The 23798-nt window shown below is 58.5% G+C and carries 24 protein-coding genes, 1 other RNA gene and 1 pseudogene; 18 read left to right on the forward strand and 8 right to left on the reverse strand.

What is annotated here, in order from left to right; all coding sequences use genetic code 11:
• Window positions 1–53 precede the first annotated feature (53 nt).
• Window positions 54–209 carry a hypothetical protein gene (locus CRO62_RS27180; RefSeq protein ID WP_013761835.1) on the forward strand — a complete coding sequence of 52 codons (156 nt, stop codon included), beginning with the start codon at window positions 54–56 and terminating at the stop codon, window positions 207–209.
• 57 nt (window positions 210–266) lie between these two features.
• Here the strand turns inward: CRO62_RS27180 and CRO62_RS08900 are convergent, their stop codons facing one another.
• The 3 genes from CRO62_RS08900 to CRO62_RS08910 form a co-directional block, all read right to left on the reverse strand.
• On the reverse strand, window positions 267–1292 hold the full coding sequence (locus CRO62_RS08900) for a class I fructose-bisphosphate aldolase (protein ID WP_003511414.1): 1026 nt from the start codon (window positions 1290–1292) through the stop codon (window positions 267–269).
• Between the two features lie 190 nt (window positions 1293–1482).
• On the reverse strand, window positions 1483–2685 hold the full coding sequence (locus CRO62_RS08905) for a phosphoglycerate kinase (RefSeq protein WP_097099915.1): 1203 nt from the start codon (window positions 2683–2685) through the stop codon (window positions 1483–1485).
• Window positions 2686–2753: 68 nt separating this feature from the next.
• Window positions 2754–4619, reverse strand: a complete 1866-nt coding sequence (locus CRO62_RS08910; protein ID WP_097100438.1) for a potassium/proton antiporter — start codon at window positions 4617–4619, stop codon at window positions 2754–2756.
• A 386-nt stretch (window positions 4620–5005) separates the two neighbouring features.
• Between CRO62_RS08910 and CRO62_RS08915 the strand changes: the two genes are divergently transcribed.
• On the forward strand, window positions 5006–5272 hold the full coding sequence (locus CRO62_RS08915) for a hypothetical protein (protein ID WP_003511410.1): 267 nt from the start codon (window positions 5006–5008) through the stop codon (window positions 5270–5272).
• Window positions 5273–5461: 189 nt separating this feature from the next.
• Here CRO62_RS08915 and gap read toward each other — a convergent pair whose 3' ends face one another.
• Window positions 5462–6472, reverse strand: a complete 1011-nt coding sequence (gene gap / locus CRO62_RS08920) for a type I glyceraldehyde-3-phosphate dehydrogenase (RefSeq protein WP_003511409.1) — start codon at window positions 6470–6472, stop codon at window positions 5462–5464.
• 62 nt (window positions 6473–6534) lie between these two features.
• Complete coding sequence (gene tkt, locus CRO62_RS08925) at window positions 6535–8517, reverse strand: transketolase (RefSeq protein WP_097099916.1); 1983 nt, start codon at window positions 8515–8517, stop codon at window positions 6535–6537.
• Window positions 8518–8841: 324 nt separating this feature from the next.
• On the opposite strand from tkt, the gene CRO62_RS08930 reads away from it, so the two are divergent.
• The 7 genes and pseudogenes from CRO62_RS08930 (at window position 8842) to CRO62_RS08965 (ending at window position 13719) form a co-directional block, all read left to right on the forward strand.
• Window positions 8842–9114 carry a DUF4164 domain-containing protein gene (locus tag CRO62_RS08930; RefSeq protein WP_097099917.1) on the forward strand — a complete coding sequence of 91 codons (273 nt, stop codon included), beginning with the start codon at window positions 8842–8844 and terminating at the stop codon, window positions 9112–9114.
• Between the two features lie 11 nt (window positions 9115–9125).
• Entirely contained in the window at window positions 9126–9503 is a 378-nt protein-coding gene (locus CRO62_RS08935) for a cell division protein ZapA (protein ID WP_003511406.1), read from the forward strand.
• 78 nt (window positions 9504–9581) lie between these two features.
• A non-coding RNA gene (ssrS, locus tag CRO62_RS08940) (6S RNA) lies at window positions 9582–9740 on the forward strand.
• A gap of 234 nt (window positions 9741–9974) precedes the next feature.
• A complete protein-coding gene (locus CRO62_RS08950) occupies window positions 9975–11237 on the forward strand; it encodes a hemolysin family protein (RefSeq protein WP_013761828.1) in 1263 nt (420 codons plus the stop codon).
• Window positions 11237–11818, forward strand: a complete 582-nt coding sequence (locus CRO62_RS08955; RefSeq protein ID WP_097099918.1) for a 5-formyltetrahydrofolate cyclo-ligase — start codon at window positions 11237–11239, stop codon at window positions 11816–11818. Before CRO62_RS08950 ends, CRO62_RS08955 begins: the two co-directional genes overlap by 1 nt.
• 105 nt (window positions 11819–11923) lie before the next feature.
• A pseudogene (locus CRO62_RS08960) lies at window positions 11924–12749 on the forward strand (TIGR00282 family metallophosphoesterase).
• Window positions 12750–12876: 127 nt separating this feature from the next.
• The gene (locus tag CRO62_RS08965) at window positions 12877–13719 is read left to right on the forward strand and encodes an MBL fold metallo-hydrolase (RefSeq protein WP_065660468.1); all 843 of its coding nucleotides are present in this window, start codon (window positions 12877–12879) and stop codon (window positions 13717–13719) included.
• Window positions 13720–13757: 38 nt separating this feature from the next.
• Here the strand turns inward: CRO62_RS08965 and CRO62_RS08970 are convergent, their stop codons facing one another.
• A complete protein-coding gene (locus CRO62_RS08970) occupies window positions 13758–14261 on the reverse strand; it encodes a pyridoxamine 5'-phosphate oxidase family protein (RefSeq protein ID WP_003511401.1) in 504 nt (167 codons plus the stop codon).
• Between the two features lie 200 nt (window positions 14262–14461).
• On the opposite strand from CRO62_RS08970, the gene CRO62_RS08980 reads away from it, so the two are divergent.
• Window positions 14462–15208, forward strand: coding sequence for a YebC/PmpR family DNA-binding transcriptional regulator (locus CRO62_RS08980; RefSeq protein ID WP_003497595.1), 747 nt, complete (start codon window positions 14462–14464; stop codon window positions 15206–15208).
• A gap of 54 nt (window positions 15209–15262) precedes the next feature.
• Here the strand turns inward: CRO62_RS08980 and CRO62_RS08985 are convergent, their stop codons facing one another.
• Window positions 15263–16264, reverse strand: a complete 1002-nt coding sequence (locus CRO62_RS08985) for an LLM class flavin-dependent oxidoreductase (protein ID WP_097099920.1) — start codon at window positions 16262–16264, stop codon at window positions 15263–15265.
• 133 nt (window positions 16265–16397) lie between these two features.
• Window positions 16398–18707: a methyl-accepting chemotaxis protein gene (locus CRO62_RS08990; protein WP_097099921.1), complete on the reverse strand. Its 2310-nt coding sequence runs from the start codon at window positions 18705–18707 to the stop codon at window positions 16398–16400.
• A 248-nt stretch (window positions 18708–18955) separates the two neighbouring features.
• Between CRO62_RS08990 and ruvC the strand changes: the two genes are divergently transcribed.
• The 8 genes from ruvC (at window position 18956) to ybgC (ending at window position 23667) form a co-directional block, all read left to right on the forward strand.
• Window positions 18956–19468, forward strand: coding sequence for a crossover junction endodeoxyribonuclease RuvC (ruvC, locus tag CRO62_RS08995; RefSeq protein ID WP_003511398.1), 513 nt, complete (start codon window positions 18956–18958; stop codon window positions 19466–19468).
• Between the two features lie 31 nt (window positions 19469–19499).
• Window positions 19500–20117 carry a Holliday junction branch migration protein RuvA gene (ruvA, locus tag CRO62_RS09000; protein WP_003511397.1) on the forward strand — a complete coding sequence of 206 codons (618 nt, stop codon included), beginning with the start codon at window positions 19500–19502 and terminating at the stop codon, window positions 20115–20117.
• A 126-nt stretch (window positions 20118–20243) separates the two neighbouring features.
• Complete coding sequence (ruvB, locus tag CRO62_RS09005; protein ID WP_003511396.1) at window positions 20244–21284, forward strand: Holliday junction branch migration DNA helicase RuvB; 1041 nt, start codon at window positions 20244–20246, stop codon at window positions 21282–21284.
• A 90-nt stretch (window positions 21285–21374) separates the two neighbouring features.
• Window positions 21375–21554 carry a DUF2945 domain-containing protein gene (locus tag CRO62_RS09010; protein ID WP_323455483.1) on the forward strand — a complete coding sequence of 60 codons (180 nt, stop codon included), beginning with the start codon at window positions 21375–21377 and terminating at the stop codon, window positions 21552–21554.
• A gap of 37 nt (window positions 21555–21591) precedes the next feature.
• A complete protein-coding gene (locus tag CRO62_RS09015) occupies window positions 21592–22170 on the forward strand; it encodes a DinB family protein (protein WP_097099922.1) in 579 nt (192 codons plus the stop codon).
• Entirely contained in the window at window positions 22170–22697 is a 528-nt protein-coding gene (locus CRO62_RS09020) for an NUDIX hydrolase (RefSeq protein ID WP_097099923.1), read from the forward strand. Before CRO62_RS09015 ends, CRO62_RS09020 begins: the two co-directional genes overlap by 1 nt.
• On the forward strand, window positions 22694–23230 hold the full coding sequence (locus CRO62_RS09025; protein ID WP_076845448.1) for an NUDIX hydrolase: 537 nt from the start codon (window positions 22694–22696) through the stop codon (window positions 23228–23230). Before CRO62_RS09020 ends, CRO62_RS09025 begins: the two co-directional genes overlap by 4 nt.
• Window positions 23227–23667, forward strand: a complete 441-nt coding sequence (gene ybgC / locus CRO62_RS09030; protein WP_003511391.1) for a tol-pal system-associated acyl-CoA thioesterase — start codon at window positions 23227–23229, stop codon at window positions 23665–23667. Before CRO62_RS09025 ends, ybgC begins: the two co-directional genes overlap by 4 nt.
• Window positions 23668–23798 lie beyond the last annotated feature (131 nt).

Here is a 23798-nt window from a genome sequence, read left to right on the forward strand (position 1 = left end):
CGGTAAAAATGTCCAGCCTGTGACGATGCAGAAATAAAGAAAAGGCTCAATAAATGACAAAGGCGATCGGCCTTTTTTTACTGCTGGCGATGATTGTGCAGATCATCCGCCCCTTGGGCCTGCCCGGCCTCAAGAAAAGAGGCGATTGCTGGAAGATAGCGGTTGCCGCCTTCGTCATCTGGTCGGCGACGCTGCTTTTGCGCCCTTAAAGAAAAAGCCGCCCAAAGGGGCGGCTTCAATTTTTCTGAATGCCTGGGGGCTATGCCTCAGGCAGCCTTTTCGAGTTCCTGCTTCCAGTTGCCCTTGGCAGCCAGGGTGTTCATCATGGCGCGGTGTGTGAAAGCACGCTGGCCGGCGGCGACATTTTCCTGCTTGCCGCCCCAAGCCTTGAGTGCGGTGTCCTGAAGGGCGCGGCCGTATGAATAGGTCAGCGACCAGGGCAGGTCGTAACCGGCATTCATGGCGGACAAATGCGCCGTTGCCTCTTCGGAGGACTGGCCGCCGGAAAGGAAAGCGATGCCGGGAACGGCAGAAGGCACGGTCGCCTTCAGAACCTTCACGGTCTTTTCTGCCACTTCATCAACGGAAGCCTTGCGGGCATTCTTGCCGTCGATGATCATGTTCGGCTTGAGGATCATGCCTTCAAGGTTGACGCGGGCGTCGAACAGATCCGCGAACACCGTCTGGAGAACCCATTGCGTGACTTCCGCACAGCGATCGATATCGTGCGTACCGGGTTCGCCGTCCATCAGCACTTCTGGTTCCACGATCGGCACGATGTCTGCCTGCTGGCAGAGGGCAGCGTAACGGGCGAGCGACTGGGAGTTTGCCTTGATCGAACCCCAGCTCGGACGCTGATCACCGATGGTGATGACGCCGCGCCACTTGGCGAAACGCGCGCCGGCTTCATGGTATTTGCGCAGGCGCTCATACAGGCCGTCAAGGCCTTCGGTAATGAATTCACCCGGGTGGAAAGCCATCGGCTTGGCGCCGATATCCACCTTGATGCCCGGCAGGCTGCCGGCGGCCTTGATGATGTCCACGAACGGCGTACCGTCGGCAGCCTTCTGGAACAAGGTTTCTTCGTAAAGGATGACGCCGGAGATGCACTTTTTCATGGCGTCGTCGGAGCGGAACAGCATTTCGCGATAATCGCGGCGGGCGGTCTCGGTTGATTCCAGGTTGATGCTGTCGAAACGCTTCTTGATCGTTCCTGTGGATTCGTCGGCGGCGAGCAGGCCCTTGCCGTCTGCAACCATTTTGATTGCGATGTCTTCGAGACGTTCGGTCATTTGCTATTCTCCCAAGGCACAATAAATTCCCGATAACAGAAGTTCCAGGGCAGGGAAATGGCATGCTAACTCATTGAAACGATTGAAATGATTTCAATCGTTTGAAACTTTCCTCCCATGCGCACTTACCAAAAAACAAGGCCGGCCAAGCATCGCTTGTCCGGCCTCGTGTCAGGCAAGTGTGGGAAGTCTACTTGGCGGCGGTCAGGATGGCAACGCCCGGCAATTCCTTGCCTTCCATCCATTCGAGGAAGGCGCCGCCTGCCGTCGAGATATAGGTGAAATCGTCCGAGACTCCGGCATGGTTGAGTGCCGCGACCGTATCGCCGCCACCGGCGACGGAGACGAGCTTGCCGGCCTTCGTGCATTCGGCGGCATGTTTTGCGGCAGCAACGGTTGCCGCATCGAAGGGCTCGATTTCGAAGGCGCCGAGCGGGCCGTTCCAGACCAGCGTTTCCGCGCGCGAAATCCAGGCTTTGATGCTTTCGACCGATTTTGGGCCGACATCGAGAACCATGGCGTCAGAGGGAATGGCGTTGATATCGACGATTTCATTTGCCGCACCGGCCTTGAATTCGCGGGCAACCACGCCGTCTTCCGGCAGTACGATCGCACAGCCGGATGTCGCCGCCTCGATCATGATCTGTTTTGCGGTTTCGGCAAGGTCGTGCTCGCAGAGGGACTTACCAACTTGTGCGCCACGCGCGGCAAGGAAGGTGTTGGCCATGCCACCGCCGATGACGAGGGCATCGACCTTCTTGACGAGGTTCATCAGGAGATCGATCTTGCTGGAAACCTTGGCGCCGCCGACGATGGCGACGACCGGGCGAACAGGCTGGCCAAGGCCTTTTTCCAGCGCCTCAAGCTCGGCCTGCATGGTGCGACCGGCATAGGCGGGCAGATGACGCGCCAAGCCCTCCGTGGAGGCGTGCGCACGGTGCGCGGCAGAGAAGGCGTCGTTCACATAGATATCGCCATTGGCTGCCAGAGCCTCGACGAAGGCGGTGTCATTCTTCTCTTCGCCCTTGTGAAAGCGGGTGTTTTCCAGAAGCAGGATATCGCCATCATTCATTTTCGCGACTGCGTCGGCTGCCGGTGCACCGATGCAATTGGATGCGAAGAAAACGGCGTGATCCAGCACTTCCTCGACCGCAGGCACGATCTGGGATAGCGACATGTCGACGACCGGTTCACCCTTGGGGCGACCGAAATGGGCGAGCAGAATGACTTTTGCGCCTTTTTCGGAAAGCTCCAGAATGGTCGGTGCTACCCGCTCGATACGGGTCCTGTCCGTCACTTTGCCATCCGCAACCGGCACGTTGAGATCAACACGGACAAGGACGCGCTTTCCGGCAATATCGTTAAGGTCATCGATGGTCTTGAAGGCGGGCATAGGTCGATCCTGATTTCGTTGCGAGTTCGGGACGGACCATACTATGCCTGATTGCCGACGCAAGCCGGTCAGGCCTCATTTTCTCTTGCCCCGTCTGAAGGCGCGGAAATGCCCTTGCCGGCATCGGTGGAACCCGACTGGCGCCGCTGCGCCAGATACGCGCGCACGCGGCGGAGAATTTCCGAAAAGCTGATAAAGATCGGCAGGCCGATAGCCGGTTCGACCGGCTCAAGCGAAATTCCGATCCCGGTAATCGCCTCATGTTCGTCCAGCGCCCGAACGATGAGAACGATGGAACCGAGGCGCACCCGGTCGGCATAATCTGCCTTGCCAGAAAGGCGGGCCTCGATCAGTTCCGCGATGCTCATGGCATGCTCGTTTGCCGAAATAAGACCGGGGCCGTAGGCGGCGTCAAGCTCCGTGGCCGGACGCGCGGGAGAGATTGCAAAGATTCCGAAGAAATCGGCGTCGTCATCCGCAACCGGCAGGGCGCTTGCAAACAGCCGGTCGATCAGCCGCGTATAACCGGGCGCGATAAAAAGATAGACGAGATCATTTTCGCGCAGGCGCCCGGCATATTGGTAGCGGATAGATTTGCCGTCGCGCACTACGAGCGAGGGCATCGCCCAGCGGGGAATACGCTCGCCCTGCATGATGGCGCTGCCTTTGGCCACGCGGTAGGAAATCAGTTCGTGATTGGCAGTGCCGGGAAGGTCCACTTCCAGCTTGTCGACATCACCCATGCGCGGCGGCACGATCAGCCCGAGCCGTGTTGCCACCGGCTTGATGGTCCAGCCTTGCAGCAGGAGCGACACGAGCACTATGATGAAGGCGGCATTGAAATAGATTTGCGCATCGTCCAGCCCGCCAAGAATGGGCATGATGGCGAGCAAGATGGAAACCGCTCCACGAAGGCCCACCCATGCCACGAAGGAGGTTTCCTGCTGGGTATAGTTGAAGGGCATGAGGCTGAGCCACACCGCAAGCGGGCGGGCGACGAAGATCAGGAAAAGTGCAAGCAGCCCGGCCGGAATGGCAATCGCTGGAAATTGCGATGGCGTTGCCAGAAGGCCGAGCATCAGGAACATGATGATCTGGGCAAGCCAGGTCAGCCCCTCATGGAAACGGCGGATGGTCTCCTTGGCGAAAATCCGGCGGTTGCCGGAAACGATGCCCGCCACATAGACCGCAAGAAATCCGCTGCCGCCAATGGCGCCGGTGAAGGAGAAGACCAGCAGGGCAAGAGCCAGCACGAAGATCGGCGCCAGCCCGCGGTCCGCAGCGAAACGGTTGACGACTGTGGCGATCATGACGCCGCCGAGCAGGCCGAAAATAACACCGAGACCCATTTCCTCGACGAACAGCAGCAGGAAGCCGGTGTCGATGCCGGCCAGTCCCTGTCCCTTGGCGATGATCTCGACCAGCGCGACGGTGAGGAAAATCGCCATGGGATCATTGGTGCCGGATTCGACCTCAAGTGTTGAGCGCACCTGATCGCGGATATGAATGCCACCGATGCGCAAGAGGAAGAATACGGCTGCCGCATCCGTAGAGGCGACGATGGCGCCGAGCAGCAGGCCTTCCAGCCACGACAGTCCGAGCAGCAGAGCGGCAGCGCCTGCGAAAAACACGGATGTGAGGATGACGCCGACGGTGGCGAGGGCGACGGCGGGCGCTGCCGAAAGCCGGAAGGATTGTATCGACGTACCGAAACCGGAATCGAAAAGGATGACGGCGAGAACGAGCGAGCCAAGCATATAGGCGAGCGGATTGTTGGTGAACTGGATACCGAGGCCATCCACGCCTGCCGCAAGGCCAATCATCAGGAAGAGCAGCAGGAGAGGTGCGCCGAACCGGAAGGCGATGAGGCTTGAGAACGCTGCGACGAGAACCAGAACAGTTGCCACCAGCAACAGAAGATAAAATGATTCCACGTCCACCGCCTCTTTCAAACCGCGCTGGCCGTCGCAATCAATGCCCTGCACGTTTGCAGTCAATGCGCCACGGGTTGCGGTCTGTCAGCGCTGTTGTGGGTGGCGATGAAAGGCGACGCAAGGCGGGGTGTATCGAATGATACGGCAGGGCCGAAGTGCATTGCGCACGACCGTTGTCCCTGTTCTTCTTGTCCGTTTCAAAGTGGACCAGACGAAGGCAGGAAATGGGATTTTTTTCGGCGCGCGGACGAAACGTTCATGACGGGCAGCGCTGTGGATGTTCCGTGCAAACAATTCGCATGCCGGCGTTTCGACGTAACATAGAGACAATGCAGCTACGTTAGTTGTCGCGTCCGAGTTGCTTTCACCATGACCGGAGCGATCGGATGAAACGGAAATCCATTACTATATTTATTGCCTTGCTGGCGGTCGGCCCAATTGTTTCGGGCTGTTCGAGCACGGAACAGACGGCTGAAAACATGGCCGCGCAACGCGAGCGTTGCCGGGTGTTTGGTTATCCTGAAGGTTCGCGTGATTTCGCTGACTGCATGATGAAGCTTTCCATGCAGCAAAGCGATTTGAGGCAACAGACTTTCGATACGATCTGGAGCGGTAGCAGTTCGGATCAAATTATCATCAACAACAAGAAATAACGGGTTGTGCAGCTCATCAGCCTTGGTCTCATGCGCCTCTTGCCGGGCGATGGTTTTCGATCCGAAGCGCCCCGCCTTGCTTCAGGATCGATGCCGGCGGGTCCCTCGCCCCGCCGGCAATTTTTTGGCAAAGAAAAACCGGCAGGATTGCGCCTGCCGGTTTTTCTAATCGCGAACCGTAATTCCTGTTCAGATGGTCTTCGCAAATGCGACGGCCGTATCCGACATGCGGTTGGAGAAGCCCCACTCGTTGTCGTACCAGGAAAGAACGCGCACGAACTTGCCTTCCATGACCTTGGTCTGGTCGATCGCGAAGATCGAGGAGTGGCTGTCGTGGTTGAAGTCGCGGGAGACCAAAGGCTCTTCGGTGTAGCCGAGAATGCCCTTCAGCTTGCCGTTGGAAGCGGACTTGATCGCTTCGTTGACTTCCTCAACCGTCGTGTCGCGCTTGGCGATGAACTTGAAGTCGACGACCGAAACGTTCGGGGTCGGAACGCGGATCGACGTGCCGTCCAGCTTGCCCTTTAGGTGCGGCAGAACGAGGCCAACGGCCTTGGCTGCACCCGTCGAGGTCGGGATCATGGAAAGGGCTGCGGCGCGGGCGCGGTACAGATCCTTGTGCATGGTGTCCAGCGTCGGCTGGTCGCCCGTGTAGGAGTGGATCGTCGTCATGAAGCCATGATCGATGCCAACGACGTCATCGAGAACCTTCACAACAGGCACGAGGCAGTTGGTGGTGCAGGAAGCGTTGGAAATGACCAGATGGTCCTTCGTCAGCTGATCGTCGTTGACGCCGAAGACGACCGTGAGGTCAGCGCCGTCAGCAGGAGCGGAAACGATGACGCGCTTGGCGCCTGCCGTCAGGTGAGCAGCGGCCTTGTCGCGTGCGGTGAAGATGCCGGTGCACTCGAGCGCGATGTCGACACCCAGTTCCTTGTGCGGCAGCGTTGCCGGATCGCGAACGGCCGTAACCTTGATCGGCTTGCCGCCGCCAACGATGATCGTGTCGCCCTCGACCTTCACATCTGCCGGGAACTTGCCGTGGATCGAATCGTAGCGTAGCAGGTGGGCGTTGGTTTCAACCGGGCCGAGGTCGTTGATGGCAACGACTTCGATATCGGTGCGGCCGGATTCGACGATGGCACGCAGAACATTGCGGCCGATGCGGCCAAAGCCGTTAATGGCAACTTTTACAGTCATTTATAGTCTCCCGAACAAGATATGTGCTTGGTCTTTGCGGAATGTGAGGGCTTGGGAAGCCCTCATGCAAGTTTTGCCTCGACTGCGGCGACGACAGCTTCCGCCGTGATGCCGAAGTGCTTGAAGAGATCCTTCGCCGGCGCGGACGCACCAAAGGAATGCATGCCGACGAAAGCGCCGTCGGAGCCGATGAAGTAATCCCAGCCCTGGCGGATGGCGGCTTCCACCGCAATTTTGACCGGAGCCTTGCCGATGATGGCGTTGCGGTAGGTTTCCGGCTGTTCCTTGAAGAGCTCGAAGCAGGGAACGGAAACGACGCGGGCGGAAACGCCCTTGTCCTTCAGCGTCGCTGCGGCCTTGAGCGCTACTTCCACTTCCGAGCCGGATGCAAAGATCGAAACCTTGGCATCGCTTGCGGATACGAGTTCGTAGGCGCCGTAAGCGGAAAGGTTCTTTTCTTCGTATTCCTTGCGCGAAGGCGCAAGGTTCTGGCGGGTGAGCGCCAGCGCCGAAGGACGATGCTTCTGCTCAAGCGCCAGCTGCCAGCATTCCGCCGTCTCGGTTTCATCCGCCGGGCGGAAGACGAGCAGGTTCGGGATGGCGCGCAGCGCGGCGATCTGCTCCACCGGCTGGTGGGTCGGGCCGTCTTCGCCGACGCCGATGGAATCATGCGTCAGAACGTGGACGACGCGGATGCCCATCAGGGCAGCCAGACGGATCGACGGACGGCAATAGTCCGAGAAGATCAGGAAGCCGCCGGCGTAAGGGATCAGGCCGCCATGGAGCGTGATGCCGTTCATCGCTGCCGCCATGCCGTGCTCGCGGATGCCGTAATGCAGGTACCGGCCGGAGAAGTCCGTCGGCGTGATGGATTTCATCTGGCTGGTCTTGGTGTTGTTGGACGGCGTCAGGTCGGCCGAGCCGCCGATCATTTCCGGCAGGATGCCGTTGATGACTTCGAGCGCATCTTCGGAAGCCTTGCGGGTGGCGACGGTCGGGTTGTTCTCGATGATCTTCTTCTTGAAGGCATCGATCGCGCTGTCGAAGTTGCCGGGCAGATCGCCGGCGAAGCGGCGCTTGAATTCGGCCTTCTTGCCGGCTTCAGTGGCTTCGAGACGGGCTTCCCAGTCCTGACGGGTCTTGGTGGAGCGCAGGCCGGCGAGACGCCATGCATCCAGAACGTCTTCCGGAATGACGAAAGCTTCGGCTTCCCAGTTGAGGCTCTTGCGGGCGGCGGCGATTTCTTCGGCGCCCAGCGGGTTGCCGTGAACCTTGTGGGTGCCCTGCTTGTTGGGTGCGCCGAAACCGATCACGGTCTTGCAGGCGATGAAGGTCGGGCGGTCGGATTTATGTGCAGCTTCGATCGCGGCGGCAATCGCATCCGGATCATGGCCGTCGACGCGGATGGTGTTCCAGTGAACAGCCTGGAAGCGGGCGATCTGGTCTGTGCTGTCGGAAAGGCCAACTTCACCGTCGATGGTGATGTTGTTGTCATCCCAGAACAGAACGAGCTTGTTGAGCTTCAGGTGGCCGGCAAGCGCGATGGCTTCATGGCTGATGCCTTCCATGAGGCAGCCGTCGCCACACAGCACATAGGTGAAGTGGTTCTGCAGGTCGGAGCCGAATTCTTCTTCCAGCTTGCGTTCGGCGATTGCCATGCCAACGGCGTTGGCGATGCCCTGGCCGAGCGGGCCGGTCGTCGTTTCGATGCCGGTCGCGTGGCCATATTCGGGATGGCCGGCGGTCTTGGAGCCGAACTGACGGAAACGCTTGATCTCGTCGATCGTCATGTCCTCGTAGCCCGTCAAATAGAGCAGCGAGTAAAGCAACATCGAACCATGGCCCGCAGACAGCACGAAGCGGTCACGATCCGGCCACAGCGAGCTCTTGGGATCGAATTTCAAAAAGCGGGTGAAAAGAACAGTGGCGACATCAGCTGCGCCCATCGGCAGGCCGGGATGGCCGGAGTTGGCCTTCTCTACTGCATCCATGGCAAGAAAGCGGATTGCATTGGCCATCCGGTCGTGTTTGTCGCGAGAAATCATGGCTTTTCCGTCTGTTTCCGGGTGAAGGGAGATAGTTTTACGCAACTATCCAAAAAGCGGGTTGATCCATAGCAGGTGAGGCAGGCAAGTCAATAAATCCACGGGCAATTGCGGTTCTCTCAAGGATAAAAATCGTTTAGCAAAACGGGTGTCTCGAGAAAAATCGTGCGATATGTGTCGCCGTTTCCTCGTTCATCCACAGAGCAAAATGCCTCAATGCACTGGTTTGATTGACGGGATGATAAATCGGGTAATAACCTCTTGGATGTTGAAAAGGCCTGAAACCGGACGATTCGGCCGGTTACTTGCGAGTTGGAAAAAACGATGTCGGCTGAGAAGACCGTACAATCTGCGGTGACGGAGCTGAGCGCTGCCATCACAAATCTCGAAAATGCCATCGATATACGTATCGAACGGCAAAGGGAGACGGGCGAAATCGATAACGAGGTCAAGCGGGTCCATGTCGATCGCGCAAGGCTTGCGCACGAGCTGGACCAGGCCGAGTTTCGCGCCAACCGTCTCGAAGAAGTCAACCGCGAGGTTTCCCGCCGTCTGGTGACGGCGATGGAGACGATTCGCGCGGTGCTGGATCGATAGGGAGCGGTTTCATGGCGCAAGTTACTGTTATGATCGACGGCAAGGCCTACCGCATGGCTTGCGAGGCAGGGCAGGAAGAGCACCTGACCGATCTCGCTACCCGTTTTGACCGTTATGTCGGGCATCTAAAGAGCCAGTTCGGCGAAATCGGCGATCTGCGCCTCACCGTCATGTCGGGCATCATGGTGATGGACGAACTTTCCGAGCTCAACCGCAAGATCGAAAAGCTGGAGGGGGAAATAGCGTCCCTTTCTCGCAACCGCGACGGTATGGCCGAACACAAGGCAAGATCGGACGAGATGGTCGCCGTTGCCATCAGCGATCTGGCCGACCGTCTGAACGGTATTACCGAAAAACTCCTGGCGCGGCCAAAGCCTGCGGCGCATTGATCGCCGGCAAAGCTTTCCAGCAGCAAAATTCGTTCGTGGCCCTCTGGTGGTTTGGTTGGATACGTCCTATATCTAAGAAGCGTTCTGCGCTTCCCGACAGGAACCACAATCCCTGGGGCCATACTCGATCCAAAGGGAGCTGTCCCTGGCCAGTCCCGTGGGGCTGGACACATGGCGCCCACCTACATTTGTAGGCACCCAGGATCGTAAATCTCCATCGGTCGCCGTGGATCGCACTTGAAGTTTCGGGTCACTCCTCGATTCTTCTTCTGACTCATATAGTGTCGACAGTTATTTTTCATTGCTGCCGGAGACGGCTTTTTTATACTGCTGTCATTGCAATGGCGGAACAATTCCCTATTATCTCAATTGGTATGTCTGTCATGCCCTTTTTTTTGAAAGAGGGCGCTGCGGCCAAAACCGCGACGTGCCGTTCAACAGCCCAAAGAGCTAAACTTGTTTACTGAAATTATGATCGTGGTCCTGCTCACCGTATTGAACGGTGTGCTTGCCATGTCCGAGCTTGCCGTTGTCTCCTCCAGACCGGCGAGGCTCAAGGTGCTTGCCGCGCACGGCAGCAAGGGCGCCACGATGGCGCTCGGTCTTTCCGAAAATCCCGGACGCTTTCTTTCCACGGTGCAGATCGGCATCACGCTGGTCGGCGTTCTCTCCGGTGCGTTTTCCGGTGCCACCCTCGGCGCCCGGTTCACGGCGTGGCTGTTGGTGCAGGGCGTTCCCGATCGGGTTGCCGATGCGCTGGGCGTGGGCTCCGTGGTCGTCGCCATCACCTACCTGTCGCTTATCGTCGGCGAACTGGTGCCAAAGCAGATTGCGCTGCGCGATCCGGAAAAGATCGCTGCCCGTGTTGCACCCACCATGGTGATGCTCTCCAAGGTCGGCGCGCCGCTGGTCTGGTTTCTCGACAAATCCGGCAAGGCCATCCTTGCGCTTCTCGGCCATAGCGGCACGTCCAATGCATCGGTCACGGATGACGAAATCCGCACGGTTCTGGCGGAAGCTCATAGCGCCGGCGTGATCGAAACCGAGGAATCGGCGATGATCACCAGTGTCATGCGCCTTGCCGACCGTAATGCCCGTGGCCTGATGACGCCGCGCCGCGACGTGGAAGTCGTCGATATTGAAGACAGTGCGGAAGAAATCCGTGTTCAGCTTCGGGAAACGCAGCGTTCCCGCCTGCCCGTGCGCAACGGCGCTTCCGATGAAATTCTGGGCGTGCTTTTTGCCAAGGACGCTTTCGATGCGCTGGCATCCGGCAAGGAACTGAACGTGCGCGAGCTTCTGCGCGAAGTTCCCGTCGTCTCGGATCTGACGAGCGCTGTCGATGTTATCCAGTCATTGCGCCGCTCCACCGTGCATATGGTGCTGGTCTATGACGAATACGGCCATTTCGAAGGTATCGTCAGCTCTGGCGACGTTCTGGAGGCTATCACCGGTGCCTTCCAGGAAGACAATGACGAGGAGCCGGCGATCGTCGAGCGCGAGGACGGTTCGTTCCTCGTTGCCGGCTGGATGCCCGCCGATGAGTTCGCTTACCGCATGGGCTTCCAGATCGACGAAGACGCCGAGTTCGAGACCGTTGCCGGTCTGGTGCTTGACGAGTTCCGTCGCCTGCCGGAACTGGGCGAACACATCACCCGCAACGGCTGGCGTTTTGAGGTCATAGACCTCGATGGACACCGTATCGACAAGGTGCTCGTGAGCCGGGCTGCCTGATGTCCGGCGACATCGCCGAAAAAGCAAGGCTGCGCGGCGAACGGCTTGCCGCGCGTGATGCGTTGACACAAGCCGAGCGTCAGCAAAAAAGCGAGGCGATGACGGCATATGGAGCATCTGCCATTCCGTTCTCCCCAGGTGCCGTTATTTCCGGTTTCATGCCCATCCGCTCAGAGGCCGATATTCGGCCGTTGATGGAGGCACTGCGGACAAGAGGCGGGCGCCTCGCCCTTCCCGTTGTGCTGAACCGGGAGACCATCGTTTTCCGCGCCTTTGATGCGGATGCACCGCTGGTGAAGACGGGCTTCGGCACGACCGGTCCGGCAGAGGACGCGGAGGTTCTCGATCCAGATATTCTGCTCGTCCCGCTTTCCGTCTTTGACGGGCAGGGTCAGCGTATCGGTTACGGCGCGGGTCATTATGATCGCGCTATTGCGAGATTGCACGGCAAGGGCCGAGCGCCCGTTCTCATCGGCGTCGCATTTGATTGTCAGAAAGTGCCATCTGTGCCGGCGGAGCCGCATGACGTGCCGCTTCAGGCGGTTCTTACGGAGAGTGGCCTGCGCTGGTTTTCGGCGTAGCCGTTGATGACCGGTGGGAAAAAGGCGCTTTAGCACTTTTTAAAAGATGGATTACCCGTTAGAGGGGACGGAATTTAGGAACATGCGCAAGATCGGGGCGGGTGAATGAGGCTTCTTTTTCTCGGAGATATGGTTGGCAAGACCGGACGCACGGCTGTCTGGGACAGGTTGCCCGGGCTTGTTTCCGATCTGAAGCTCGATTTCGTCATCGTTAATGGCGAAAACGCCGCCGGTGGTTTCGGCATCACCGAGGATATCTATCTCGAAACCATCAATGCCGGTGCGGACGTGGTGACGACCGGCAACCATGTCTGGGACCAGAAGGAGGCCGTTTCCTTCTGCGAGCGCCATGACCAGTTCCTGCGGCCAGCCAATTATCCCGATGGTACGCCGGGCAAGGGCTCGGGCATTTTTTACGCCCGCAACGGCGCGCGTGTGCTTGTCGCCAACATCATGGGCCGGGTCTTCATGCATCCGGAACTGGACGATCCCTTCAAATCGGCGGAGAACATTCTCGCTGCCTGCCCGCTGAAGGAGCAGGCCCGACGCCATCATCTTCGATTTCCACGCGGAAGCGACGAGCGAAAAACAGTGTTTCGGTCATTTCGTTGATGGACGCGCAAGCTTCGTCGTCGGCACCCACACCCATGTTCCGACTGCTGACGCCCAGATCTTGAACGGTGGCACGGCCTATATGTCCGATGCCGGCATGTGCGGTGACTACGACAGCTCGCTTGGCATGGAAAAGGAAGAGCCGATCAACCGCTTCATTTCCAAAATGCCGAAGGGCCGTTTCGAAGCCGCCAGTGGACCTGCGACGATCTGCGGCGTCGGCGTCGAGATTTCCGACCGGACCGGCCTTGCGGAAAAGATCGCACCGCTGCGAATTGGCCCGAGGCTCTCCGAAACCCTCCCGTCCTTCTGGGCGTGAGCTTTCGGCTTCTCGCGCTCGTCACCCGTTCACAATGACGAGATCGTGAGTGTTCCGCCGCTGTTGGCGCTGGACGCCCTGCAAAACCTGCCTCATCCTCCTTTCTTCGCAAGTTCGAGGGAGTGGCATGATGCTGCGCGTGCTAATGCTTGCAATGGCCGGACTGGTTGCGTGTGCGGGAGCGGCCTTTTCCCAGGCTGGAAGCCGCCCTCCCGTCAGCCAGTGCCAGGCAATCGCCCGCAACATTCCCGGCGTCATGTTCGCCAGCTTCAAACCGGCAGGTGCCCAGCTGGCGCAGGCCACGGCTAAGGAAGAGGTGAAGATCAGCTTCATCGGCCATTCCACCTATCTCATCGAAAGTCCTGGCGGCGTGACCATCGCCACAGATTATAATGGCGTCTATCGCCCACCGGTCATGCCGACAGTGGTGACGATGAACCGGGCGCATATGACGCACTTCACTCTCAGTCCGGATCCGGCCATTCAACATGTGCTGCACGGTTGGAGCGATACGCCCGGGGAAAAGGCCGAGCACAAGCTTCTGGTTGGTGATGTCTATATCCGCAACGTCGCGACCGACATTCGCAACCGCTGGGGCGATTACGAATCCTTTCAGGAAAACGGCAATTCGATTTTCATCTTCGAGGTTGCGGGGCTGTGTATCGGCCATCTGGGCCATCTGCATCACGAACTGACGGACAAGCATTATGCCGAAATCGGCCGTCTGGATGTGCTGATGGTTCCAGTGGATGGCGGTTTGACGATGGGGGCCGACAGCATGAGCCGCGTGGTCAAGCGCCTGCGCTCCGCACTCATCTTGCCCATGCACCGGACCGGGCCGCCGTTGGAGCAGTTTCTGACGATGTTTGGGGAAAGCTTCCAGATTGCCTACGCAAAAGATGCGATCATCCGGGTCTCAATGAGAAACCTTCCCCGCCAGCCGCAGATACTGGTGCCAAAAGGCATGTAGTACAGCGACCGGCGAGGAAAGTCGGGGGAGTCAGTATCTCAGGCGAAGGCTAGGTGCTGGCGAACGCCGACATCAGGCATTTTATCGTCGGACATATTGGCCTTGGCGATTTCCCAGCCGAATTTCAACGTGCTGTCAGTTGAGGCCCAGATTTCCGCGTCGTCAACATGCAGCGCAAGCATCGTCAGTTGCGGATCGCTCTTACCGTGCTCGTACCAGGCTGCGGTGACGGAGTTCCAGTATTCTTCGATCTTTGTCCTGTCGTCGCGCGCCTCGAGCACACCCGAGAGGCAGGCGTGATAATCATGGTCCTTGCCGACGACACAAAAATGCGCCCGCGAACCCGGCTTCAGCGTTTTGACGAGATCGGTGTCTTTCTTGGAGAAAAACCAGATCGTGTTGGTCTTCGGGTCGGCGTGCGGTGCCATCGGCTGCATATGATTGTGCAGACCCTCGAGGCCAAGCATGCCGGCATGGACCGAATTGACCTCATCCCAGAGCTGGCGGGCAGGGTTTTCTCTTGCTTCAGTCAGGCTGACCATGTGTTTCCTCCGTTGGGTTTGCTGCGGCGACCGGGAGGGTGAAAAATGTCCCGCTCTTCCGCTTTCATTGTCAAAACGAAAAGCGGATAAATCAGTTCCTTATATTCTTGCGGCCAAGAGAAAGCGCTTGCGGGCTTGAACGGCGGGCATATCGCACTTATAAGGCCCGCAATCTCCAAATTAAGACAATCAGGTTTTCCATGGCTGGTCATTCACAGTTCAAGAACATCATGCACCGCAAGGGCAAGCAGGACTCCGTTCGGTCCAAAATGTTTTCCAAGCTTGCGCGTGAAATCACCGTTGCGGCAAAGGCGGGCATGCCCGACCCGAACATGAACGCGCGCCTGCGCCTGGCCATCCAGAACGCCAAGGCCCAGTCCATGCCGAAGGACAATATCGAGCGCGCGATCAAGAAAGCTTCCGGTGCAGACAGCGAAAACTACGATGAGGTCCGTTACGAGGGTTACGGCCCGGGTGGCGTCGCCGTCGTCGTCGAGGCCTTGACCGACAACCGCAACCGCACCGCCTCCAACGTCCGCTCCATCTTCACCAAGGCTGGTGGCGCACTCGGCGAAACCGGATCGGTTTCCTTCTCCTTCGACCGCGTCGGTGAGATCACTTACAAGGCCGAAGTCGGCGATGCCGACAAGGTCATGGAAGCGGCTATCGAAGCTGGTGCCGACGATGTCGAATCTTCTGAGGACGGTCACACCATCATCTGCGGTTTCGAGGCGATGAACGAGGTTTCCAAGGCGCTGGAAGGCGTGCTCGGCGAAGCTGAAAGCGTCAAGGCCATCTGGAAGCCGCAGAACACGGTGCCGGTGGATGAGGAAAAGGCCCAGTCGCTGATGAAGCTCATCGACAATCTCGAAGACGATGACGACGTGCAGAGCGTCTATTCCAACTTCGAAGTTTCCGAAGAAATTCTCGCCAAGCTTTCCGCCTGACGGTTCAGATTTAAAAAAAAGCCCCGACAGCGTCATCGCTCCGGGGCTTTTTGTTTAGGCGGCCTTTCTGATGGAGGTCCGCACATCGGCGAAGATCTCCACGGATCGCAGCCGTTTTTCGATATTGTGGATGGGCATCGAGACGATCAGTTCGTCGGCTTGAGTTTCAGCAAGAAAGCCGTCGAGATGGCGTCCGATCGTTTCTGGCGAACCGACGGCCGCGAAACGCAACGTATGTTCCACCGAGAAACGCTCCATTTCGTTCCAGTAGTCGTCCATGCTGTCGACCGGTTTGGGGAACGGGACGCGTACATTGCGACGCAGGTTGACGAATTGCTGCTGCGACGAGGTAAAGAGATATTGTGCCTCCTCGTCCGTTTCGGCACCCACACCCATCACCCCCACCATTACATAGGGTTTGTCCAGCGTCGCGGATGGCTGGAAGCGCTCGCGATAGATATGGATCGATTCCATCAGCATATCCGGCGCAAAATGCGATGCGAATGAATAGGGCAGGCCGAGTGCCGCCGCCAGATGCGCGCTATAGGTGCTTGAGCCAAGCAACCAGAGGAGCACGTTCGAATTCATGCCGGGCACGGCAAGGATCGCCTGATCCTGCTGGGGCTGGCCAAGGTATTGCTGGAGCTCGATTATGTCGTGCGGGAAGTTCTCTGCACCGGCATCAAGATTGCGGCGCAGCGCCCTTGCCGTCCGCATATCGGTTCCCGGCGCGCGGCCAAGCCCGAGATCGACCCGGCCAGGCAACAGCGCCGCCAGCGTGCCGAATTGTTCAGCGATGACGAGCGGGGAGTGGTTAGGCAGCATGATGCCGCCTGAGCCGACGCGAATATGTTTCGTGGCGGCACCAACATGGGCGATGACGAGCGATGTGGCTGCGCTCGCAATACCCGGCATGCCATGGTGTTCCGCAAGCCAGATGCGGTTGTAACCGTGGTCTTCAGCCTTGATCGCCATGCGGCGAGAATTTTCAAGCGCCTGGCTAACGCTCTCGCCTTCGCCGATTGGCGAAAGGTCAAGAATGGAAAAGGGGATCATCCAACGCTCCTACACAAATTCTGTCTTTGATGCGGATGTAAGGCGCGTGTCCCGATTTACCATAGAAGTCGCGCAGAATTGAAGGATGGTTCAAAAAAATTGGGGCCTCGAAAGAAGCCCCTTTTTCATTTTTTCAGCCCGCTCGACGAAATTGCCGGGTTTCGCGATATCCCGTTTGTTCCCGGTCGGGAGCGAGCACGAATTGTCCGAGCCTGCCGTCCATTTCTCCCGCCTCGGAAGCGAGATTGTGAATGGCTGCCGTCGTCTCTTCCACCATGGCGGCGTTCTGTTGGGTCATGGTGTCGAGACTGGTGACGGTGCTGTTGATTTCCGCAAGCGTATGCGCCTCCTCGCGGGTGGATTCCATGATCTCTTCGATGCGGGAACTGATGGTCTGCACGTGCTTGCCGATGCCGGTCAGCGAGGCGCCCGCCTTTTCGACCAGTGCCACGCCGGTGGAAACCTCGTCGGTGGAGCGCTTCAGCAGGCTGGTGATTTCTTTTGCGGCGGCGGCCGAGCGTTGTGCCAGCTCGCGCACCTCCTGCGCCACAACGGCAAAACCCTTGCCGGCCTCGCCCGCGCGCGCGGCTTCCACACCTGCGTTCAGGGCGAGAAGGTTGGTCTGGAAGGCGATTTCATCGATAACGCCGATGATCTGGTTGATCTGGCGCGACGAGGTCTGGATCGCTTCCATGGCGGCGATGGTCTGCTCCATGACGTGGCTGGACGCAGTGGCTTGCGTACTGGCGTCGCGGGCGATCCGTGTTGCCTGTTCGGCGCGTTCGATCTGGTCGCGGACGGCTTCGGTGATTGCCTTGATGGCGCTTGCCGTCTCGGTAATGGAGGCGGCCTGCCGTTCGGTGCGCTCAGCGAGCTGGTCTGCACCTACCCGCATTTCCTCCGAGCCGCCGCGAACGGCGGCGGAATTGCCGCCGATGGCCTGCATGGTCTCGCTGAGCCTTGCAAGCGCCGTATTGAAGTTGTGGCGCAGGCTTTCAAGATCGTCGGGGAAGACAGTCTCAATGCGATAGGCGAGATTGCCGTTTGCCAGTCGATCCAGCCCTTCGTCAAGAGAACGCACGACCATTTGCAGCGTGCCGGCCTCGGCCTCCCGTTCCGCAAGATGTGCGCGGCGTGCCGTTTCGGCTTCCTCGCGCGTGCGGGACGTGGTCGCTTCCATTTCCCGCTGCAAAATGAGTTTTTCGCGGAAACTGCCAAGCGCGCGCGCCATGCGGCCGATCTCGTCCTTGCGGTCCTGATTGCCGATCTCGGCATCGAGACGGCCTGCCGCCACTTCGCCGGTCAGACCAGCCAGCTTCTCCAGCGGTGCGAACAGGCGCCGTGCAAAAAAAGCGGTTGCCGCGCACATGGCTGCCAGAACACAAAGGCCGATGACGGCTAGCGTGCCGGCAATCGAAATGGAGCCAGCGTTCAACTCGCTGCGCAACATGCTTTCCACCGCGAGGTATTTTTCACCGGCAAACGAGAAGGCGCGGGCATAGGCATTGGCTTCGCCGTCCGGACGGTCGATCTTGGCAATCGTCATACCGGTCGAGTTCAGGGCTTGTGCATGGAAGCCATAGATTGCCGGATCAAGGCTGACGAGCCCGTTGCCGTTCACGCCCAGAACCTTGCCATCGGCGGAAACGATCGCGGATTGTTCGGAGCTGCCGGCGGAGATGCCTTTCGCGAGGATCTGGCTGAAGGCCTCTTGTTTGACGCGGAAGAGAACGATGCCCTTGAACGCACCGAATTTGACTACCGGAATGCCGAAATAGATGCCTGCCTCTTTGGTCGCGGCGTCGATACGCAGGCCGGAGAAACTCGTCTGCGCCACGTCGTTCACGGCTTTTCCTGCGTTGGTGGCTCCGCGCGCAAAGGCAGCCCCAAGGCCGCTATCCGCCCAGGCGCCACCCGTGACGGTCTCCCCGAAAGCCGGTCCTTTCAGATAGGAGTAATAAACCGTGCCGGCCGGATCGATGAAGAGAACATCGCTGAATGGGGTTCCCTTGAGGTAGCCGCCGATATCCGTCTGGGTTTTTTCATGGGTGGAATAATAAAAGCCGCTCGGATTTTCGGGCTTGATGAGCTTTTCTTTCTCTCCGTAGGGGTTTTCCTTGACGAAGACGCGTTGCAGTTCCGCCTTTGCGTCGCCGGAACTCTTCTGCACGGTGCCCCAGCCGCTGCGCATGGAAACTACCGCCATTTGCAGGGATTCGATCTTGGCGATGGAATCCGCCTGCGTTTCAAGCTGCTCAAGGCGTTCCTGCAGCATGTCGCCCCTGAAGACGAGAATGCTCTCCATGGATTTCGACGCCTGTTCCTCGAGAACGCCGCTGCTGCTTTGATAGCCGAGAAGCGTGAGAGCCCCGGTCGAGATCGTCATCAGCGCAAGGAAAATCACGAGCACTTTGGTGGATATGGAATGAAAACGGTTCAGCATGGCCGATGCAGCCCTCAATGCCGTATCGCTTCCCGCACCATGCATTGATGGCGCCACCGGATGGCTGATATGGCGAAAATATTGCGCTGCGGATCATCATGTCCGCAGCTCCCCTTTTTTGATTTTGTGCGGGAACAATGCGGTACGCGGTTTAAGCAGAGGTAAATGCTGCACTGCAAATTTGATCAATGTTGTCGTTTTGTTCACTTATCGCTGGCAGGGTCGCAGCCGAAAAGATAGGGTGGCTTATGCAAAAGACGATTCGAATCATCGGTATCGACCCCGGGTTGCGGCGCACCGGATGGGGGGTCATCGAAACCTTCGGCAACAGCCTTCGGTTTGTCGCGTCCGGCACGGTGACATCGGATGGTGATATGGATCTCGCCTCCCGCCTGTGCCAGCTGCATGACGGGCTGGCGGATACCGTTCACAGCTATCAGCCCGATGAGGCGGCGGTGGAGCAGACTTTCGTGAACAAGGACGCTGTCGCCACGCTGAAGCTCGGTCAGGCGCGGGGCATTGCCATGCTTGTCCCGGCGCGGGCAGGGTTGCCTGTTTTCGAATATGCGCCGAACGCGGTCAAAAAAGCCGTAATTGGTGTTGGGCACGGCGAAAAGCAGCAAATCCACATGATGCTGAAAATCCTGATGCCGAAAGCAGAATTCAAGGGTAACGATGCAGCGGACGCCTTGGCGATCGCAATCTGCCACGCCCATAATCGCGGCGGCGACAGGATGGCGCGGCTGCTGGCGGCCGGTTGAATATTGAAGTCTCATTGCAGCGGGCGGCATCATGATTGGAAAACTTAAAGGCACCATCGAGGAAATCGGCACGGATTACGTGCTGGTGGATGTGCACGGCGTTTGTTACGTCGCCTATTGCTCGGCGCGCACACTCTCGAAAATAGGTTCCGCTGGTGAAGCGGTCGTCCTCTTCATCGAAACCTATGTGCGCGAAGACCAGCTGAGGCTCTTCGGCTTTTTGTCGGCACTTGAGCGGGAATGGTTCAATCTGCTGCAGAGCGTGCAGGGGGTCGGTTCGAAAGTGGCGCTGGCCGTCTTGTCTACCCTGTCGCCTTCTGAACTCGCCAATGCGATAGCGCTGCAGGACAAGGTGATGATTTCGCGTGCGCCGGGCGTCGGGCCGAAGGTGGCGGTGCGCCTCGTTACCGAGCTTCGCAACAAGGCGCCTGCCTTTGCAGGAGAAGCTTCGGCTTCCATCGGGCTCAAGCAGGAACTTGGCGAGGGTGTCGCCTCCGCGCCGGTGGCGGATGCCGTGTCGGCGCTTACCAATCTCGGCTATTCACGCGATCAGGCCGCAAATGCCGTTGCGGCCGCGCTGAAGAACGGCGGGGAGGGCGGCGACAGTGCCAAACTCATCCGGCTCGGCCTGCGCGAACTTTCACGCTAAGCTGCGCGCAGCAAGCGAACGAAGCCGGGTGCGATGCTGAATTTCGTGAAGCGCCTTCGTGCGACAGTCGTGATATAGCGGCGAAGACCATCTCTTGAATTGGTTTAGAACAATGGAATGCCCTCTATGAGCGATGCGGACAGACTGATTTCGGCGGACAAGCGCGGTGAAGATATCGACACCACCATGCGCCCGCAGTCGCTGGACGATTTTACCGGCCAGGCCGAGGCTCGCGCCAATCTCAAGGTGTTTATCGAGGCCGCAAAGAACCGTGGCGAGGCGCTGGACCATGTGTTGTTCGTCGGGCCTCCCGGTCTCGGCAAAACCACGCTGGCGCAGATCATGGCCAAGGAGCTTGGCGTCAACTTCAAGTCCACCTCCGGACCGGTGATCGCCAAGGCTGGCGACCTCGCCGCACTTTTGACCAATCTCGAGGAGCGCGATGTGCTCTTCATCGATGAAATCCACCGTCTCAACCCGGCAGTCGAGGAAATCCTCTATCCGGCGATGGAGGATTTCCAGCTCGACCTCATCATCGGTGAGGGGCCGGCGGCCCGCTCGGTGAAGATCGATCTTTCCAAATTCACCCTCGTTGCCGCGACCACGCGTCTCGGTTTGCTGACAACGCCGCTGCGCGACCGCTTCGGCATTCCTGTCCGTCTGGCCTTCTACACTGTCGATGAGCTGGAACTGATCGTTCGGCGCGGCGCGCGGCTGATGGGTCTGAACATGACCGACGATGGCGCACGCGAGATAGCAAGGCGTGCACGCGGCACACCGCGCATTGCCGGACGGCTCTTGCGCCGGGTTCGCGATTTCGCTGAGGTGGCACGGGCGGAAGCCGTCACCCGTGAGATTGCCGACGAAGCGCTGACGCGGTTGCTTGTCGACAAAATGGGCCTCGATCAGCTGGACATGCGTTATCTGACCATGATCGCGGTCAATTTCGGCGGCGGCCCTGTTGGTATCGAGACCATCGCCGCTGGCTTGTCGGAGCCGCGTGATGCGATCGAAGACATCATAGAACCCTATATGATCCAGCAGGGTTTCATCCAGCGCACGCCGCGCGGCCGCGTTCTGACAGGCACTGCCTGGAAACATCTGGGCATGCAGCCGCCTAAAGATCTCGAGGCGGCGCAATTCCGGCTGACGCTGGAAGAGGATTGAGGGAACAAGCCCGGCGCTTTCGCATTTGATTTTCTTTGGTCAGGAAATGATGATGTCCGGATATCGCAAGGGTACGAAGGTTCGCTGGAAATGGGCAACGGAACCGGCGAAGGAAAAATCGTCGAGACGTTTACTGATGATGTCGAAAAAACGATTTCCGGTTCCACGATAAAGCGCAAGGCCAGCAAGGACGAACCCGCCTATCTTATCGAACAGGAAGATGGGGCGAAGGTTCTGAAGAGCAAGTCCGAGCTTGAACACGTCGATTGAAAAGCGCCGTTATCAGGCGCCATGAGAGGGGACGTCGATGGCCTACGATCCGATGCGGGTTTTCCGCAAACTCGCGCGCAACAACCGGCTGGCTAATTTAAGGTTGCATCAGGCTTGTCTTCAGCTGTTGCAGGAGGAATTTGTTGCCGCTCGCGTCAGCTTCTTTCCAACCCTTCGGGCGACCATGAACCACATCTACACCGTTGACCTGTTTTATATCGACGCTGTCAAAGGTGGGACGCTCGGCCTTGCCGCTTTTGACGAGGAAGAACCTTTCGACACCATGGCGGAGCTGCATGCTGCCCAAGCGAAACTGGACGAAGAACTGATCGATTTTGTCGATATGCGGGATGAAGACGGCCTCGCTGCCATCGTCAATATTCATCGTGGAACACGCATCCAGCGGGATCGATGCGACGATGTGTTGTCCCATCTCTTCCAGCACCAGACGCATCATCGCGGGCAGGTGCATGCCATGTTGTCCGGCACCATGATCAAGCCGCCACAACTGGATGAATTCATTGTGGGAGACGACGCAAAGGCAAGAAAAGCCGAGATTGATGCGTTAGGGTGGACGGAAACCGATTTGATGTTTCCAGCCGACAGGTTCAGTTAATGACAGAAGATACGAAAACGCAGGACACCCGCATTCGCATGAAATTCAAGCCAAAGCGCATTTTCCAGATGCGCGTTGCGGGGCTGGCGTTTCGTGATGGCCACGTGTTGGTGCACCGCGCGTCCCATGAGAAATTCTGGACCTTTCCGGGTGGCCGCGCCGAAATGGGCGAGCGCTCCCAAGAAACGCTGGCGCGCGAAATGGTCGAGGAACTTGGCGTCGAAGCGAAGGTCGGGCGGCTTTTATGGGCGGTCGAGAATTTTTTCCACTATGAGGGTAAGGACTGGCACGAACTCGGTTTCTATTACCTGATGGATTTGCCGGAGACCCTTGCCTTTCACCCGACGGATATCATTCATCGCGTTCAGGATGGCGATAACGAGCTCGAGTTTCGCTGGGTCGCCGCGACCCGTGAGGCATTGACCGAACTCGATATTCCGCCCTATTTCATCGCGGATGAAATAGAACGCCTGCCTGAGACCACAAGACACCTTGTCTGGTATGACGGCGACCTGGACGCCAAATGACTTCTGCCCCTGAGCGCCATATGATCCGGCTGGACCGCAAGCCGCAGCTGTTCAGCATGCGTGTGGCGGCGTTGATTTTCCACGACAACTATCTTCTCGTCCAGCGTGGCGCCAAGGATAGCTATTGGGCCCTGCCGGGCGGGCGGGCGGAAATCGGTGAAAGCTCCGAGCAGACCATCATCCGCGAGATCGGCGAGGAGCTTGACCGGGATTGCGCCGTCGAGCGTCTTCTCTGGTCGGCGGAGAATTTTTTCGCCTATGATGATTATGCCGCGCATGAACTGGCATTTTATTATCTGGTTTCGCTGCGCCAGCCTTTGCCGTTCCATGAAAGCGATATAGTGCATCGCGTGCTGGATGGCGTCGAGGTGGAGTTCCGCTGGCTGCCCGCGCAGCCTTCCGCGCTGCTGGAACACGATCTCAGACCCCGTTTCATTGCTGAGCGCATCGAGATGCTGCCTCAGCGCCACGAGCATCTTATCGTCCGCGAAGGTCGTTCAGGTGCGGCCGAACTTTCCAAGGAGATATCATGAGCGAGCTTGTGGTTTCGCTTTCCGGCGAACTCATCGAACATGGGCACCGCCTGACCCAGCGGGTCTATTATGAGGACACGGATTTTTCCGGCCTCGTTTATCACGCGCGCTATCTGCATTTTCTCGAGCGCGGTCGAACCGACTACCTGCGTTGCCTCGGCTGCGAGCAAAGCGCACTCCTGACCGCCGACGAGGAGGGTCTCGTTTTCGTCGTCCATCGTATGGAGATCGATTTCAAGAGCCCGGCCCGGATGGATGATGTGTTGACGATCACCACCCTTACCGAAAAGGCCGGGGGCGCAAAAATGGTGCTCAATCAGGAAATCCGGCGCGGCGAAACGCTGCTTGTTGCCGCCAAGGTCATCATCGCCGTCATCAATGCCAATGGCCGGCCAAGGCGCCTTCCGGAGACGGTGGCCGAAAAATTCCTGAAGTAAGTTCGGGGCTGGTCCAGTAAATCCATCAGACGTGGCGCGGTTGTAACACTCCTTTAACCATAATGGTGTCTTACTTTAGCAACTGGCATTTGTGCGGCGCACGCCTTCCTTTCACCAAATTTATTGGCAAG

The organism is Rhizobium sp. AN6A, assembly GCF_900215635.1.
GTDB lineage: Bacteria > Pseudomonadota > Alphaproteobacteria > Rhizobiales > Rhizobiaceae > Agrobacterium > Agrobacterium tumefaciens.